Raw genomic sequence first — 13,762 nt, 5'->3', positions numbered from 1 at the left:
GGCCCGAGGATCCGGACAACCGTACAGATGAACCCGTAAAGACGGGGCAACTGTACTGGCGGCCGGGGGCCGATCAGAACAACGAAGGCAGACGCAGGCTGTCCACCGTCCAGCGCACGAGCTTCTGCTTGAGGCCGGTATAGGGCGGGAAGAACATCCGGGCCATCATGATGGGCCCGGACTTCAGCACCGCCCGCTCGTGCGAGAAGGCCTTGAAGCCGAACTCGCCGTGCGCGCTGCCGATGCCGGAGTTGTTGACGCCGCCGAACGGCAGGTTGCCGTGCGCATAGTGCAGCACGCAGTGGTTGATCGCCACGCCGCCCGAGCTGGTGCGCTCGATCAGGTCACGCGTGCGGCGCTTGTCGCGGCTGAAGATGTACAGCGCCAGCGGCTTGGGCTGGGCGTTGATGGTGTTCACCACCTCGTTCAGGTCGGTGTAGGTCACGACCGGCAGCACCGGGCCGAAGATCTCTTCCTGCATGATCTCGGCCGACTCGGGCACCTGGTCGATCAGCGTGGGGGCGATGTAGCAGGTGCTGACGTCGACCTCGCCGCCCACGAGCACGCGGGCGCCCTTGTCCTTCGCGTCGGTCAGCAGGCCGGCAATGCGCTGCGTGTGACGCTGGTTGATGACGCGGGTCAGATCGGGGCTCTGGCGCACGGCGTCGGGCGTGCGGCCGAAGCGTTGCGCCACCACGCGGCGGCAGGCCTCGACGAAGTCGTCCTTGACGGAGGCGTGCACGAACACGTGGTCGGGCGCCACGCAGATCTGACCGCAGTTGGTGAACTTGCCCCACAGCAGGGTCTCGGCCGAAGCCTGGATGTCGGCGGTTTCGTCGACGATGACAGGCGACTTGCCACCCAGCTCGAGCGTGACGCTGGTCAGGTGCCGGGCCGCGGCCGTCATCACGACCTTGCCAACAGCCGGCGAGCCGGTGAAGAAGATGTGATCGAACGGCAGCGCCAGCAGCGCCTGCGAGGTCGGCAGGCTGCCTTCGAACAGCGCCACCTCATGCGGCTGGAAGATGGAGGCGATCACCTCGGCCATGACGGCGCTGACGGCCGGCGTCATCTCTGAAGGCTTGAGGATGACGGTGTTGCCTGCGGCCAGCGCCGAGACCAGCGGCCCGAAGCACAGGTTCAGCGGGAAGTTCCAGGGCGCGATGATGAGGCAGCGGCCACGCGGCTGGTACTCGATCCAGGCGCTGGTGAAGGCGGTGGTCATCGTGGGCCACACGCGGCGTGGTTGCGCCCACTTCTTCAGGTTGCCGATGGTGTGCCGGATCTCGTCGAGCACCGGCATGAGTTCGGTGCCCTCGACCTCGACCACCGGCTTGCGGTAGTCCTTGGCGAAGGCCGCGTAGAAATCGTCGCGACGGGCCAGCATGGCCTCGCGCAGGCGCTTGAGGCGGGCGATGCGCTCGGCAATCGTCGACTGCCGCCAGGCCAGGGCCGTGGCCTGCTGGGACTCAAAGACCCGACGAATCTGCTCCGGATCGGATTCACCGGTTGCAGGATCAACAAGGTGCATCGCAGGGCGGCTCATCGGGGGTCTCCGTCAGGTCAGTCGGCCGGTGGGGCAGCGAGCGCCGCGTCAAGGAGGGCCGCGGTCAGCTCATGAAGGGGACGGTGTTCCGCTTCGGCCCGTTCACGCAGGCGCGTGATCAGGTCCTGAGGCAGTTTCACCGCGAACGGCACCAGGCCTGCAGCCTGGTCGAGCTTGCGTTGTTCACGGCGGTCGGGCACGGCCTGGGCAGCGACACCAAAGCGGCTCGGGGAGCCCGCCTGGCGCATCTGACCCATGATCTTCAGGCCCTTGTTCTTTTCAAGGTCGGTCTTTTTCATGGGCGGACTGTACTGCAGGGGAACTCACCGCGCGACAATGGGCACCGCGTGACACCGGTCTCGACCAATGTGAAAACACGCGAACTCACAATCAGACGCCATTGTGCCCTGATGCCGGCCGCCCGTGGGGTTTCTGCGCGACACCCCGACTCCGTATCTTCCCTGCTCACCATGCCCCCACTGCAACAGATCACCTTTCCGCTGCGCGGCGACTTCATCACGCTCGACAGCCTGCTCAAGGCCTGCGGACTGGCCGAAAGCGGCGGGCGCGCCAAGACCATGGTGGCGGAAGGCCTGGTTCAGGTCGACGGCCAGGATGAGCTGCGCAAGACCGCCAAGATCCGAGCGGGGCAAGTGGTGAGCGTGCAAGGTGCGCGGGTTCGGGTTATCCCCGAGGATCAGGCTGACACGCCAGCTGCCTGACCCGTCCGTGTCGCTTCAGGACAGCGCCCTGCGCGCACCTGTACCAAGCTGACACAGGGGGAATCCCGCGGCGCGATAGAAACCACTGGGGCAGGATGGACGCAAACCCGTCAGGAGAACCCCGCCATGCCGAACATCTACGAACAGGACCTGCCCCGCAACCCGGCCAACCATGTGCCGATGTCGCCGCTGTCCTTCATCGAGCGCACCGCCCTCGTCTACCCCGACCGACTGGCCATCGTGCATGGTGCCCTGCGGCAGAGCTGGGGCCAGACCTACACGCGCTGCCGCCGACTGGCCAGCGCGCTGCGACAACAGGGCATTGGTGTGGGCGACACGGTGGCCGTGATGCTGCCCAACACGCCACCCATGGTGGAAGCGCACTTCGGCATCCCCATGGCCGGCGCGGTGCTGAACGCACTGAACACCCGGCTGGACGCCGAGGCCCTGGCCTTCATGCTCGACCATGGCGAGGCCAAGGCCGTCATCGTGGACCCGGAGTTCAGCGGCGTGATGGCCCAGGCCCTGGCGCTGCGCACGCGCGCCGAGCCGATCCTGGTGGTCGACGTGGAGGATGTGCTGTACACCGGCAAGACGGAACGCATCGGCACCCTGACGTATGAACAGCTGGTGGCCCAGGGGCAGCCCGACTACGCATGGGAAATGCCGTCGGACGAGTGGGATGCGATCGCGTTGAACTACACGTCGGGCACGACAGGCAACCCCAAGGGCGTGGTCTACCACCACCGCGGGGCGGCCACGAACGCGGTGTCCAACATCCTCGAGTGGGACATGCCCAAGCACCCGGTCTACCTGTGGACGCTGCCGATGTTCCACTGCAATGGCTGGTGCTTCCCGTGGACGGTGGCCGCGCGCGCTGGCGTGAACGTGTGCCTGCGCCGCGTCGACCCGAAGTCCATCTTCGAGGCATTCCGTCAGCATGGCGTCACGCACTACTGCAGCGCCCCCATCGTGCATGCCGCGCTGGTGAATGCGCCGGCCGAGCTGAAGGAAGGCCTGAACCTGCGCCAGGGTCAGGGTGTGAAGGCCATGGTGGCCGGCGCCGCGCCGCCCGCTGCCATGATCGAGGGCATGGAGCAGCTCGGCATCGACCTGACCCATGTCTACGGCCTGACCGAGATCTACGGCCCGGCGTCGGTGTGCGTGAAGCACGAGTCGTGGAACGAGCTGCCTGTGGGCGAGCGCGCCCGCCTGAACGCCCGCCAGGGCGTGGCCTACCACCTGCAACGCGGCATCAGCGTGATGGACCCGCTGACCATGCAACCCGTGCCGGCCGATGGCGAGACCATGGGCGAGATCATGTTCCGCGGCAACATCACGATGAAGGGCTACCTGAAGAACCCGAAGGCCACGCAGGAGGCCTTTGCTGGCGGGTGGTTCCACACGGGTGATCTCGCCGTGATGTACCCCGACGGCTACGTGAAGATCAAGGACCGGAGCAAGGACATCATCATCTCGGGCGGCGAGAACATCTCGTCCATCGAGGTGGAAGACGTGCTGTACCGCCACCCCGCCGTGATGGCCGCCGCCGTGGTGGCCAAGCCCGACGAGAAGTGGGGTGAGACGCCGTGCGCCTTCATCGAACTCAAGCCGGGCGCCCAGGTGACGGCCGAGGAGATCATCCAGCACTGCCGCGCGCACCTCGCGCACTTCAAGGCACCACGCGCCGTGGTGTTCGGCGAACTGCCCAAGACCTCGACCGGCAAGATCCAGAAGTTCGAGCTGCGCAAGGTCGCCGGCTCGGTGGCCGCGATCAACGTCTGAGGTGGGTGTCGGCCGGGTGTGTCAACGCCCGGCCGCCTGGGCGAGCACGGGCTCACGCGGCTCCTGGCTGGCGCGCGCCAGGGCCTGCGCCGCATCGAACACGCGGCGACGCGTTTCCTCCTTGTCGAGCGACACACCCATGCGCAGCAGCACGAGTTGCTGGCTCGGCAGGATGACCATGAACTGGCCCATCAGGCCGGTGAAATAGGCGACGTCCCGCGGCACGGTGACGGGCATCAGCGCAGGGTCGTACCGGCGCAGGCCCGCGCCGTATCCCGCGTTGGCCGGCGATGGCGCCCGCATGAAGGCGACAAACCCGGGCGGCACCACCGTGCGGCCCTGCCACTGCCCATCCAGCCGCACGAGTTCACCCAGACGGAGCCAGTCACGCGGGCGCAGCACCCCGCGCGCGCCGGCGGCCGGCGTGCCGGTCGCATCGGGCTCCACAAAGCCCACGCGCACGCCCAGCGGCGCCAGCAGGTCTTGCCAAAGGCTGTCGAGGGTGCGTTGGGCGTCGCCGCCCAGCCGGTGACGGATGGCAGCCCCCAGCAGGGCGCTGGTGCCGGTGGAGTAGTTGAAGCGGGTGCCGGGCGCGGCCTCCAGCGGCATGGCCGCGGCATAGGCCGCGTGGTCGCCGTGCAAGAACAGCATGTCCGAGACAGAACTGAAACCCGAGTGGCCTTCGTCCCACGCCAGGCCGGGCGCGAGGTTCAACGCGTGCCGCCACGTGATCCCCGCTTTTTCCGTGCCGGCCCACACGGGCAGGCCCAGGGGCTGGTCGAGCGCCAGCACACCCCGCCCGAGCAGGGCGCCGGCCCACAGCGCGGTCAGCGACTTCGTCATCGACCAGCCGGGCAGCAGGCTGTCCGGGCCATAGCCCGGTGCGTAACGCTCGTACACCAGCCGTCCCTGGTGCAGCACCAGCACCGCATGCGTGTTCTGGCGCGCCCGCCGGTCGTCCGTCGCTTCAGCAAACAGCGAAGCAGCGGCGCGCTCGAGGGCCACGGGCAACGCGGTGTGCGCGGGCGGCGCCTGGGCCGGGCCTTCGCCCTCGGGCCAGGGTCGGCCGGCCTGTGCCGGTGTCAGCGCTGGGGGCCGGCCGGGCGGCTTCAGGGCCGGGCTGGTGCGCAGCCAGGTGGCGCGGTCCATTCCTGGGGGAAGGAGCGTGCAGCCCAGCCCCGGCCGATGCACCGCCACACGTCGCCATCCGGGCACCGGCAGCCAGGTCTTGACCTCGACCTCGTCGGCGCCCTGCCGCACCCGCCAGATCCACGGCAGCGGGCTCACCTTGGGCCCGGTGTAGCGCGTGCGCACTCGGGCTTCGTCATCCCCGGTGGCCAGCACCCGGGTGCAGAGGTCCCAGGCCGCAAAGCCGATGCCCACGGGCACGTCATCGAGCAGGCCCGCGCGCACGGGCATCGGGTGCGCGAGCGCGCTCAGCACCAGCGCCGCCCCGATGAGGCGGCGACGACAACGCGAGGAGAACAAAGGCTGCAACAGCGGCATGCGGGAAACCATGGAGGCAGGAGCGCCCAGACTGTAGCCTGACCGCACGGCGCGGTGCGCGCGATGCGTTACCTTTACGGCATGAACCTGTTCACTGCCTTGCGCGCCGCCTGGCCGGCCACCCTGGACGACGCGGCCATCCTCACCGAAGCGGGCCGCTACACCTGGTCCGACCTGGACCGGGGCAGCGCCATGCTGGCCAATCTGCTGCAGAGCCTGCATCTCCAAGGCGTGGACGGACGACCGCCGGTGGTGGCCGCCCACGTCGACAAGTCGGTCGAGTCGCTGCTGTTGTACCTGGCCACGCTGCGTGCAGGCTGTGTCTACCTGCCGCTCAACCCGGCCTACCGCGCGGCCGAGCTCGAGTACTTCGTTCAGGACGCACAGCCGGCCGTGCTGGTGTGCCGCCCGGACGACCAGGAATGGGTGATCCCGCTGGCGGGCCACGGACAGGTGGAGCACCTGTTCACGCTGGGTACGGACCGCTGCGGCAGCCTGCTGAGCCACGCCAGCCTGTATGGCGACGAGCAGGAACCGGTGGCCCGCCGCGCCGATGACCTCGCGGCCATTCTCTACACCTCGGGCACCACGGGGCGCAGCAAGGGCGCAATGCTGACGCACGGCAACCTGCTGAGCAACGCCCGCACGCTGCTGCGCCACTGGGACTGGCGCCACGACGACTGCCTGGTGCATGCACTGCCCATCTTCCACATCCACGGGCTCTTCGTGGCCTCGCACTGTGCGCTGCTGTCGGGCACACCGATGCGCTGGCTGAATGCCTTCTCGCCCGCGGCGGTGCTGGCCCAGCTCACCGACACGGCCGCGCCGCAGGCCACCGTGTTCATGGGCGTGCCGACGATGTACGGGCGCCTGCTGGCGCACGACGGGCTGAATGCCGAAGCCACTGCCGGCATGCGGCTGTTCGTCAGCGGCTCGGCCCCCTTGCTGCCCGCGGCCTTCAGCGCCTTTGCTGCGCGCACCGGCCACACCATTCTGGAGCGCTACGGCATGAGCGAGACCGGCATGCTGTGCTCCAACCCATGTCGCGCCCGCGAAGGCGAGCGCATCGCGGGCACGGTGGGCCGGCCGCTGCCGGGCGTGGGCGTGCGCATCGTGGACGACGCGGGCCAGCCTCTGGGCACCGGTGAGCCGGGTCACGTGGAGGTGCGCGGCCCCAACGTGTTCATCGGCTACCTCGGCATGCCCGACAAGACCGCCGAAGCCTTCACCGCCGACGGCTGGTTCCGCACCGGCGACGTGGGCCGCATCGACGAACAGGGCCGCGTGCACCTCGTCGGGCGCGCCAAGGACCTCATCATCTCCGGGGGCTTCAATGTCTATCCGGCCGAAGTGGAAAGCCACATCGACCGGCTGCCCGGCGTGGTCGAATCGGCGGTGATCGGCCTGCCTCACCCTGACTTCGGCGAGGGCGTCGTGGCCGTGATCGTGGCCGAAACCGGCAGCACCCCGGACGAAGCCACCGTGATCACCGCGCTGAAGGCCAGCATCGCCAACTTCAAGGTGCCCAAGCGCGTGATCGTGGTCGACGAACTGCCGCGCAACGCCATGGGCAAGGTGCAGAAGAACCTGCTGCGTCAGGCCCACGACGGGGTGTTCACCGCCTCGTGACGCGGACGCCCTGATCACCCTCAACCGGAGACCGCCATGACCGACACCGCCAGCACCCCGCTCGACATCCCCTCGCTGAAGGACCGCGTCAGCGCCGACGAGTGGCAGCTGCGCGTCGACCTGGCCGCCGCGTACCGGCTGGTGGCGCTCTACGGCTGGAGCGACCTCGTCTTCACGCACATTTCGGCGCGCATTCCCGGGCCCGAGCACCACTTCCTGATCAACCCCTACGGGCTGATGTTCGACGAAATCACCGCCTCGAGCCTGGTGAAGGTCGACCAGGCCTGCAACAAGCTCGACGACTCGCCCTTCCCGGTCAACCCGGCCGGCTTCACCATCCACAGCGCGGTGCATGCGGTGCGCGAAGACGCGGGCTGCGTGCTGCACACCCACACCCGCGCCGGCGTGGCTGTGTCAGCCCAGCGCGATGGCGTGCTGCCGATCTCGCAGCAAAGCACCTTCGTGCTCGCCTCGCTGGCCTACCACGACTACGAGGGCGTGGCCTTCCGCGAAGACGAGAAGCCGCGCCTGCAGGCTGACCTCGGCGACCGCCGCTTTCTGATGCTGCGCAACCACGGCTTGCTGACCGTGGGCCGCACCATGGCCGACGCCTTCCTCAACATGTACGTGTTTGAGAGCACCTGCCAGATCCAGATTGCTGCGCAAAGCGGTGGCTCGGCCCTGACGCAAGTCAATCCGCAGATCGTGGAAGGCGTTTCGCACGCGATGAAGGTGCAGACTGGCGGACTGGGTGGCGCGTTCGCGTGGCCGGCCCTCATTCGCAAGCTCGACCGCATCGACCCCTCTTACAAGACATGAAGCAGTTCAAGATCGTGCTGGCCATGGTGGCCGCCGCGCTGGGCCTCAGTGCCCTGATCGTCTACCTGGGCCAGCGTGGCGAGGCCACTTCCCCGCAGACGGAGACCACCGGCCTGCCCTGGCAGATCGACGTGTTGCCCGGTGGCGGCAGCCGCGTGTTCGGCCTGACGCTGATGCCCGCCGGCCAGCCGGGTGGGAGCACCTTGGGCGACGCACGCCAGCGTTGGGGCGACACCATGCAGATCGCCGTGATCGCCGCACCGGGCGAGGACGGCACGCTGGAGGCCTATGTCGACCCGGCGCCGGCCGGCTTCATCAACGGCAAGCTGGTGATCACGGCCCGCATGGCGCCCGAGGCCATCCGCGGCCTGCGCGAGCGGGCGCTGAAGGCGGAGTTCATGGAGAGCACCACGCGCAAATACCAGCTGGCGCCCGCCGACATGGCACAGGCGCTGGCGGCCCCCATGGCCGCACTGGGCTTCATTCCCTCGGCCAACCTGGATGAGGTCGCGGTACAGCAGCGCTTCGGCCCGGCCACCGAGCAGGTACGGCGCAACGCGCACATGGTGCACCACCTCTACCCGGTGCACGGGCTCGATCTGGTGCTCGACACCGAAGGCAAGGAACTGCTGCAGTATGTGGCGCCCGCCGAGTTCGATGCGCGCCTGCGCGGCCCCCTGAAGGCGGCCCTGGCAGCATCGGCTGCCTCTGGCGCATCGCGCGCCCCGGCCGCGCGCTGAGCACCGACCGGAACCCGCAAGCGGCTCAACGGCCTTTGCGCAGCGCCGACAGTTCGGCGTCCTTGGCATCCCACAGTCCGTTGATCCAGCTCTGCAGACGCTGGCGGTATTGGGGATCGGTGCCGTCTTCGGCCACGTGCAGGTTTTCGGGGATGTGCACCTGACGCACCGTCACGATGACATTGCGCACACGGCCGCACAGCAGGTCGGTGAAGGTCGGCACGCCATCGGGATAGACGATGGTCACGTCGACCAGGGTCTCGAGCTTGTCACCCAGCGTTTCCAGCGCCATGGCGATGCCGCCGGTCTTGGGCTTGAGCAGGTGCTGGTAGGGCGACTTCTGCTGCGCCTGCTTGCCCGGCGTGAAGCGCGTGCCTTCCAGGAAGCTGATCACCGAAGTCGGCACCACGCGGAACTTCTCGCACGCCTTGCGGGCGGCCTCGAGGTCCTGACGGGCCGAGGCCCCGCCCTTGCGGCGCATGAAGGGGAAGTCGAGCGCCCACCATGCCAGGCCGATCACCGGCACGAAGATCAGTTCGTGCTTGATGAAGAACTTCAGCAGCGGGATGCGGCGGTTGAACACCTTCTGCAGCACAAGGATGTCGACCCAGCTCTGGTGGTTGCTGCTGACCAGGTACCAGCCCTGGCGCTTGAATCCCTCGGCCCCGCGGATTTCCCACCCACGCTGGCCGACCAGCTCGATCCAGCCGTTGTTGATGCTGATCCAGTTTTCTGCGATGCCGTTGAGCAGCACATCGGCCACGCTGCGCACGGCCCGCAGTGGGAGCACCAGCTTGAGCAGGGCCAGCGGCATCATCAGCGAAAAGCCGACAAGGGTGTTGACGGCCAGCACCACCCCGGCAAAGGTGGCCTTGATCGGAGCAAGAAGGGACATGAATCGGTCTCGTTGGGAAAGCCCGCGATTATGTGCACAGATGTGCATCAAGCCGCATCACTGCCGTCCACACGTCGCGCGTGCCGTTCGTCACGCGCCTGGCCGGAACGTGGCGCCGGGGCCCTGGGCAAGGCGGGCCGGCTCGCATAAGGTGCAGGCCATGCCCGCATCGTCGCCCTTCTCGCTGGTTTCCTGGCTCCATCACGCCGATGGCAGCCCGCCACCAGCCAACCTCCCTGTCCAGCAGTGGCACGCGTGGGAAGCCCTGTGCGCGCAGCTCACGCCCCTGCTGATGCAACCGCGCCAGGCCAGCGACTTCGCCGGCGCCCTGCACCCCCTGGCTGCCGAACTGGTCGCCCTGACGCGGGAAGATCCCGACGTGGCCATCTTCCACATGGTGCACGGCAGCGAGGACGTTCTGGTGCGCTACAGCGCGCGCCATGCCGTGCACACCGCGATGCTGATGGCGCTGATTGGCCGCCGCAAGGATTGGGGCGATGGCCGCACGGCCCTGGGCGTGAAAGCCGCGCTCACCATGAACCTGTCGATCATGGCGCTGCAGGACGCCCTGGCCCGACAGGTGATGCCGCTGACGCCCGAGCAACGCGCCGAAATCCAGGCACACCCCGAGGCGACCTGCCAGTTGCTGGCGGAGCTGGGCGTCAACGAGCCCGACTGGCTGGACGCCGTGGCCCAGCATCACGAGCAGCCCGATGGCCGAGGCTATCCGCATGGCCTGGTCAAGGTCCATCCGCTGGCCGATGCCATCCATACCTGCGACGTGTTCAGCGCCAAGCTCAGTCCGCGAGCCAGCCGGGGGCGCCTGCCCGCGCCGCAGGCCGCCGCAGAGATCTTCCGCCAGCGCAGCGCCGGCTACTTCGGTGCCACCATCATCCGCGAACTGGGGCTGTACCCGCCGGGCAGCCTGGTGGACCTCGCCAGCGGCGAGCGGGCCGTGGTGCTGTGCCGCACGGCCGATGCCGGCGCACCCCAGGTGGCCGTGGTGACCGATGCGCTGGCCTGCCCATTGCCCATGCCACTGCGCTCGGGCACGGCACGGCAGGGCCCGCACCGCGTGCTCGGAGCCGCGGCCGACCGCGCCGGGGCCGACACCTTTGCCCCCACCACGCTGCTGGCCCTGCGCTGACCCACGCGTTCACCGGGGCATTCACCGCGCCGTCATGAAACAGGCGCAAAGTGACATGATTCCGTCATTTCGTGTCCGCCCATGTCGCCTGCTCCCCTTGATCCCGACCTGCTGCGCCGCCTGCAGGAAGACGTCATCGACAGCTACGACGAAGAGCTGGAGATGGAGGTCGACGACCGCATCCTCGACGGCCCGGGCGACCAGACCGCCGAGGCCCGAGAGGACCGCCGCCGCTATTTCCGCGAGCTGTTCCGCCTGCAGGGCGAACTCGTCAAGCTGCAGGACTGGGTGGTGCACACCGGGCAGCGCGTGGTCGTCCTGTTCGAAGGGCGGGATGCCGCGGGCAAGGGGGGGGCCATCAAGCGCATCACGCAGCGCCTGAACCCGCGCGTGTGCCGCGTGGCCGCCCTGCCCGCCCCGAACGACCGCGAAAAAACGCAGTGGTACTTCCAGCGCTACGTGGCGCATCTGCCAGCCGCCGGCGAGATCGTGCTGTTCGACCGCAGCTGGTACAACCGCGCTGGCGTCGAGCGCGTGATGGGCTTCTGCAGCGACGACGAGCTGGAAGAGTTCTTCCGCTCGGTGCCCGAGTTCGAGAAGATGCTGGTGCGCAGCGGCATCCGCGTCATCAAATACTGGTTCTCGATCTCGGACGAGGAGCAGAACGCACGCTTTCTGGCCCGCATCCACGACCCGCTCAAACAGTGGAAGCTCAGCCCGATGGACCTGGAGAGCCGTCGCCGCTGGGAGGCCTACACGCGCGCCAAAGAGATCATGCTGGAGCGCACCCACATCCCCGAGGCACCGTGGTGGGTGGTGCAGGCCGTGGACAAGAAGCGTGCCCGCCTCAACGTGATCCACCACCTGCTGGACCATTTCGACTATGTCGAGGTGCCGCACAAGCCGGTGCAGTTGCCACCCCGCATGCGCCACGAAGACTACGCGCGCCAGCCGGTGCCTGCCAGCCTGTACGTGCCCGAAATCTACTGACACCCGAACGACGTGACCGACGGGGGACGCATGCCCCCAACATCACGTCGGCGGGCGAGACGCGGTAGGCTCTCGGGTTTGACGCTGACGCGGAGTCTTTCTGTGCTGAGCTGGTTCGAGAACCTCGTCCACCCCTACCCCGACGCCCCTCCCAAAGCCCCGCCACGGGGCTTTCTTGCCTTTGTGTGGGCGGCCACGGCCGGCATGCGCCCCTGGCTGCTGGGTATGACGCTGCTGACGGCGGCCATCGCGGCCTTCGAAGCGATGCTGTTCAACATGCTCGGCAGCATCGTCGACTGGCTGAGCACCACGCCGCCGGCCGAGCTGTGGTCGGCGTCGCGCGGCAAGTTGCTGCTGCTGGCCGCCATCCTGATTGCCAGCCCACTGGCCGTGTGGGTGCAGACGCTGCTCAAGCACCAGACGCTGGCCGGCAACTTCCCGATGAAGCTGCGCTGGCAGTTCCACCGCCACATGCTCGGCCAGAGCATGTCGTTCTACCAGGACGAGTTCGCCGGTCGCGTGGCCACCAAGGTGATGCAGACCGCGCTGGCCGTGCGCGACTGCTGCTTCGTCGTCGGCGACATCCTCGTCTTCACGATGGTCTACTTCCTGACCATGACGGCGGTGGTCGGCGGCTTCGACGCCTGGCTGCTGTTGCCCTTCCTTGGCTGGTTCACGCTCTATGGCCTGGCCGTGTGGTACTTCGTGCCGCGCCTGAGCCGCGTGGCGCGTGCCCAGGCCGATGCCCGTTCGCTGATGACCGGCCGCATCACCGACGCGTACACCAACATCGCCACCGTCAAGCTGTTCTCGCACGGGCAGCGTGAGGCCTCGTACGCCCGCTCCGCCATGCAGGAGTTCATGAAGACCGTGCACGGCCAGATGCGCCTGGTCAGCGGCTTCGAGGTCGTCAACCACGCGCTGAGCATGCTGCTCATCCTGTCCACCTCCGGCATCGCGCTGTGGCTGTGGACGCAGGGCGAGGTCGGCATCGGCGCGGTGGCAGCCGCCACGGCCATGGCGCTGCGGCTCAACGGCATCTCGCACTGGATGATGTGGGAGATGGCCAGCCTGTTCGAGCACATCGGCACCATCCAGGACGGCATCAACACGCTCGCGCGTGCGCCCACCGTGGTCGACGCACCGGACGCCCGGCCGCTGACCGTGCCCGCTGGCGACATCCGCTTCGAGCAGGTCGGCTTCCACTACGGCGGCGACCGCAAGGTGATCGACCATCTGAACCTGCACATACGCCCCGGCGAGAAGATCGGTCTGGTCGGCCGCTCGGGCGCGGGCAAGTCCACCATCGTCAACCTGCTGCTGCGCTTCTACGACGTCGAGCATGGCCGCATCCTGATCGATGGCCAGGACATCGCCCACGTGACCCAGGACAGCCTGCGTGAGCACATCGGCATGGTCACGCAGGACACCTCGCTGCTGCACCGCTCGGTGCGCGAGAACATCCTCTATGGCCGCCCGGACGCCACCGACGACGACATGGTGCGGGCCGCGCACAAGGCCGAGGCGCACGACTTCATCGCCACGCTGAGTGACCCGGCCGGCCGCACGGGCTACGACGCCCACGTGGGCGAACGTGGCGTGAAGCTCTCGGGCGGGCAGCGCCAGCGCATCGCCATCGCCCGCGTGATGCTGAAGGACGCGCCCATCCTGCTGCTCGATGAAGCGACCAGCGCGCTCGATTCCGAGGTCGAGGCTGCCATCCAGGCCAGCCTGTACCGCTTGATGGAAGGCAAGACGGTGGTGGCCATCGCCCACCGGCTGTCGACGATCGCGGCCATGGATCGCCTCATCGTGCTCGACCAGGGCCGCATCGTCGAGGAAGGCGACCACGCGACGCTGCTGGCCCAGGGGGGGCTGTATGCGCGGCTGTGGGCGCATCAGAGCGGCGGCTTCCTCGGCGAAGACATCGAGGACGGCGACAGCCAGACCGAACCGGCCACCGGAACCTGAGCGCCGCCCCGG

12 protein-coding genes are annotated in these 13,762 nt (G+C 68.2%); 8 read left to right on the top strand and 4 right to left on the bottom strand.

The window, feature by feature from the left end:
- Positions 1–73 precede the first annotated feature (73 nt).
- Together DEH84_RS04290 and DEH84_RS04285 are read right to left on the bottom strand one after the other, a co-directional pair.
- Positions 74–1,546: an aldehyde dehydrogenase family protein gene (locus DEH84_RS04290; protein WP_109035082.1), complete on the bottom strand. Its 1,473-nt coding sequence runs from the start codon at positions 1,544–1,546 to the stop codon at positions 74–76.
- Between the two features lie 17 nt (positions 1,547–1,563).
- Entirely contained in the window at positions 1,564–1,845 is a 282-nt protein-coding gene (locus DEH84_RS04285) for a hypothetical protein (protein WP_109035080.1), read from the bottom strand.
- A gap of 171 nt (positions 1,846–2,016) precedes the next feature.
- Here DEH84_RS04285 and DEH84_RS04280 point away from each other — a divergent pair, with 171 nt between their 5' ends.
- Together DEH84_RS04280 and DEH84_RS04275 are read left to right on the top strand one after the other, a co-directional pair.
- Positions 2,017–2,268 (top strand): RNA-binding S4 domain-containing protein, encoded by a 252-nt coding sequence (locus tag DEH84_RS04280; RefSeq protein ID WP_109035078.1) that lies wholly within the window; start codon positions 2,017–2,019, stop codon positions 2,266–2,268.
- Between the two features lie 126 nt (positions 2,269–2,394).
- Positions 2,395–4,053, top strand: coding sequence for an acyl-CoA synthetase (locus DEH84_RS04275; protein WP_109035076.1), 1,659 nt, complete (start codon positions 2,395–2,397; stop codon positions 4,051–4,053).
- A 21-nt stretch (positions 4,054–4,074) separates the two neighbouring features.
- On the opposite strand, the gene DEH84_RS04270 is transcribed toward DEH84_RS04275, so the two are convergent.
- On the bottom strand, positions 4,075–5,559 hold the full coding sequence (locus DEH84_RS04270; RefSeq protein ID WP_159098855.1) for a serine hydrolase domain-containing protein: 1,485 nt from the start codon (positions 5,557–5,559) through the stop codon (positions 4,075–4,077).
- A 63-nt stretch (positions 5,560–5,622) separates the two neighbouring features.
- Between DEH84_RS04270 and DEH84_RS04265 the strand changes: the two genes are divergently transcribed.
- Genes DEH84_RS04265 through DEH84_RS04255 form a run of 3 tightly spaced genes read left to right on the top strand, consistent with a single transcriptional unit; the run spans position 5,623 to position 8,747 of the window.
- Positions 5,623–7,188, top strand: coding sequence for a malonate--CoA ligase (locus DEH84_RS04265; RefSeq protein WP_109035072.1), 1,566 nt, complete (start codon positions 5,623–5,625; stop codon positions 7,186–7,188).
- Between the two features lie 36 nt (positions 7,189–7,224).
- The gene (locus tag DEH84_RS04260) at positions 7,225–8,007 is read left to right on the top strand and encodes a class II aldolase/adducin family protein (protein ID WP_109035070.1); all 783 of its coding nucleotides are present in this window, start codon (positions 7,225–7,227) and stop codon (positions 8,005–8,007) included.
- Positions 8,004–8,747: a hypothetical protein gene (locus DEH84_RS04255; RefSeq protein ID WP_109035068.1), complete on the top strand. Its 744-nt coding sequence runs from the start codon at positions 8,004–8,006 to the stop codon at positions 8,745–8,747. Before DEH84_RS04260 ends, DEH84_RS04255 begins: the two co-directional genes overlap by 4 nt.
- A gap of 25 nt (positions 8,748–8,772) precedes the next feature.
- Here the strand turns inward: DEH84_RS04255 and yihG are convergent, their stop codons facing one another.
- Entirely contained in the window at positions 8,773–9,642 is an 870-nt protein-coding gene (yihG, locus tag DEH84_RS04250) for a 1-acylglycerol-3-phosphate O-acyltransferase, YihG family (protein ID WP_109035066.1), read from the bottom strand.
- A gap of 160 nt (positions 9,643–9,802) precedes the next feature.
- On the opposite strand from yihG, the gene DEH84_RS04245 reads away from it, so the two are divergent.
- The 3 genes from DEH84_RS04245 to DEH84_RS04235 all read left to right on the top strand — a co-directional run bounded on the left by DEH84_RS04245 (position 9,803) and on the right by DEH84_RS04235 (position 13,750).
- On the top strand, positions 9,803–10,789 hold the full coding sequence (locus tag DEH84_RS04245; RefSeq protein WP_159098854.1) for an HD-GYP domain-containing protein: 987 nt from the start codon (positions 9,803–9,805) through the stop codon (positions 10,787–10,789).
- An 81-nt stretch (positions 10,790–10,870) separates the two neighbouring features.
- Positions 10,871–11,779 (top strand): polyphosphate kinase 2, encoded by a 909-nt coding sequence (gene ppk2, locus DEH84_RS04240; protein ID WP_109035062.1) that lies wholly within the window; start codon positions 10,871–10,873, stop codon positions 11,777–11,779.
- Between the two features lie 102 nt (positions 11,780–11,881).
- Positions 11,882–13,750, top strand: a complete 1,869-nt coding sequence (locus DEH84_RS04235) for an ABC transporter ATP-binding protein (protein ID WP_109035060.1) — start codon at positions 11,882–11,884, stop codon at positions 13,748–13,750.
- The last annotated feature ends 12 nt before the right edge of the window (positions 13,751–13,762 follow it).

Origin of the sequence: Aquabacterium olei (genome assembly GCF_003100395.1) — a bacterium.
GTDB lineage: Bacteria > Pseudomonadota > Gammaproteobacteria > Burkholderiales > Burkholderiaceae_C > Aquabacterium > Aquabacterium olei.
The sequence above is the reverse complement of the archived record's forward strand: the minus strand, read 5'-3'. Positions and strand labels throughout refer to the sequence as shown.

What these genes read in the sequence shown, in the direction of transcription:
- DEH84_RS04290 (WP_109035082.1), bottom strand. Translation starts at nt 1,546, where the DNA reads ATGAGCCGCCCTGCGATGCACCTTGTTGATCCTGCAACCGGTGAATCC.
- DEH84_RS04265 (WP_109035072.1), top strand. Translation starts at nt 5,623, where the DNA reads ATGCGTTACCTTTACGGCATGAACCTGTTCACTGCCTTGCGCGCCGCC.
- DEH84_RS04285 (WP_109035080.1), bottom strand. Translation starts at nt 1,845, where the DNA reads ATGAAAAAGACCGACCTTGAAAAGAACAAGGGCCTGAAGATCATGGGT.
- DEH84_RS04280 (WP_109035078.1), top strand. Translation starts at nt 2,017, where the DNA reads ATGCCCCCACTGCAACAGATCACCTTTCCGCTGCGCGGCGACTTCATC.
- DEH84_RS04255 (WP_109035068.1), top strand. Translation starts at nt 8,004, where the DNA reads ATGAAGCAGTTCAAGATCGTGCTGGCCATGGTGGCCGCCGCGCTGGGC.
- DEH84_RS04260 (WP_109035070.1), top strand. Translation starts at nt 7,225, where the DNA reads ATGACCGACACCGCCAGCACCCCGCTCGACATCCCCTCGCTGAAGGAC.
- DEH84_RS04270 (WP_159098855.1), bottom strand. Translation starts at nt 5,559, where the DNA reads ATGCCGCTGTTGCAGCCTTTGTTCTCCTCGCGTTGTCGTCGCCGCCTC.
- DEH84_RS04245 (WP_159098854.1), top strand. Translation starts at nt 9,803, where the DNA reads ATGCCCGCATCGTCGCCCTTCTCGCTGGTTTCCTGGCTCCATCACGCC.
- DEH84_RS04275 (WP_109035076.1), top strand. Translation starts at nt 2,395, where the DNA reads ATGCCGAACATCTACGAACAGGACCTGCCCCGCAACCCGGCCAACCAT.
- ppk2 (WP_109035062.1), top strand. Translation starts at nt 10,871, where the DNA reads ATGTCGCCTGCTCCCCTTGATCCCGACCTGCTGCGCCGCCTGCAGGAA.
- yihG (WP_109035066.1), bottom strand. Translation starts at nt 9,642, where the DNA reads ATGTCCCTTCTTGCTCCGATCAAGGCCACCTTTGCCGGGGTGGTGCTG.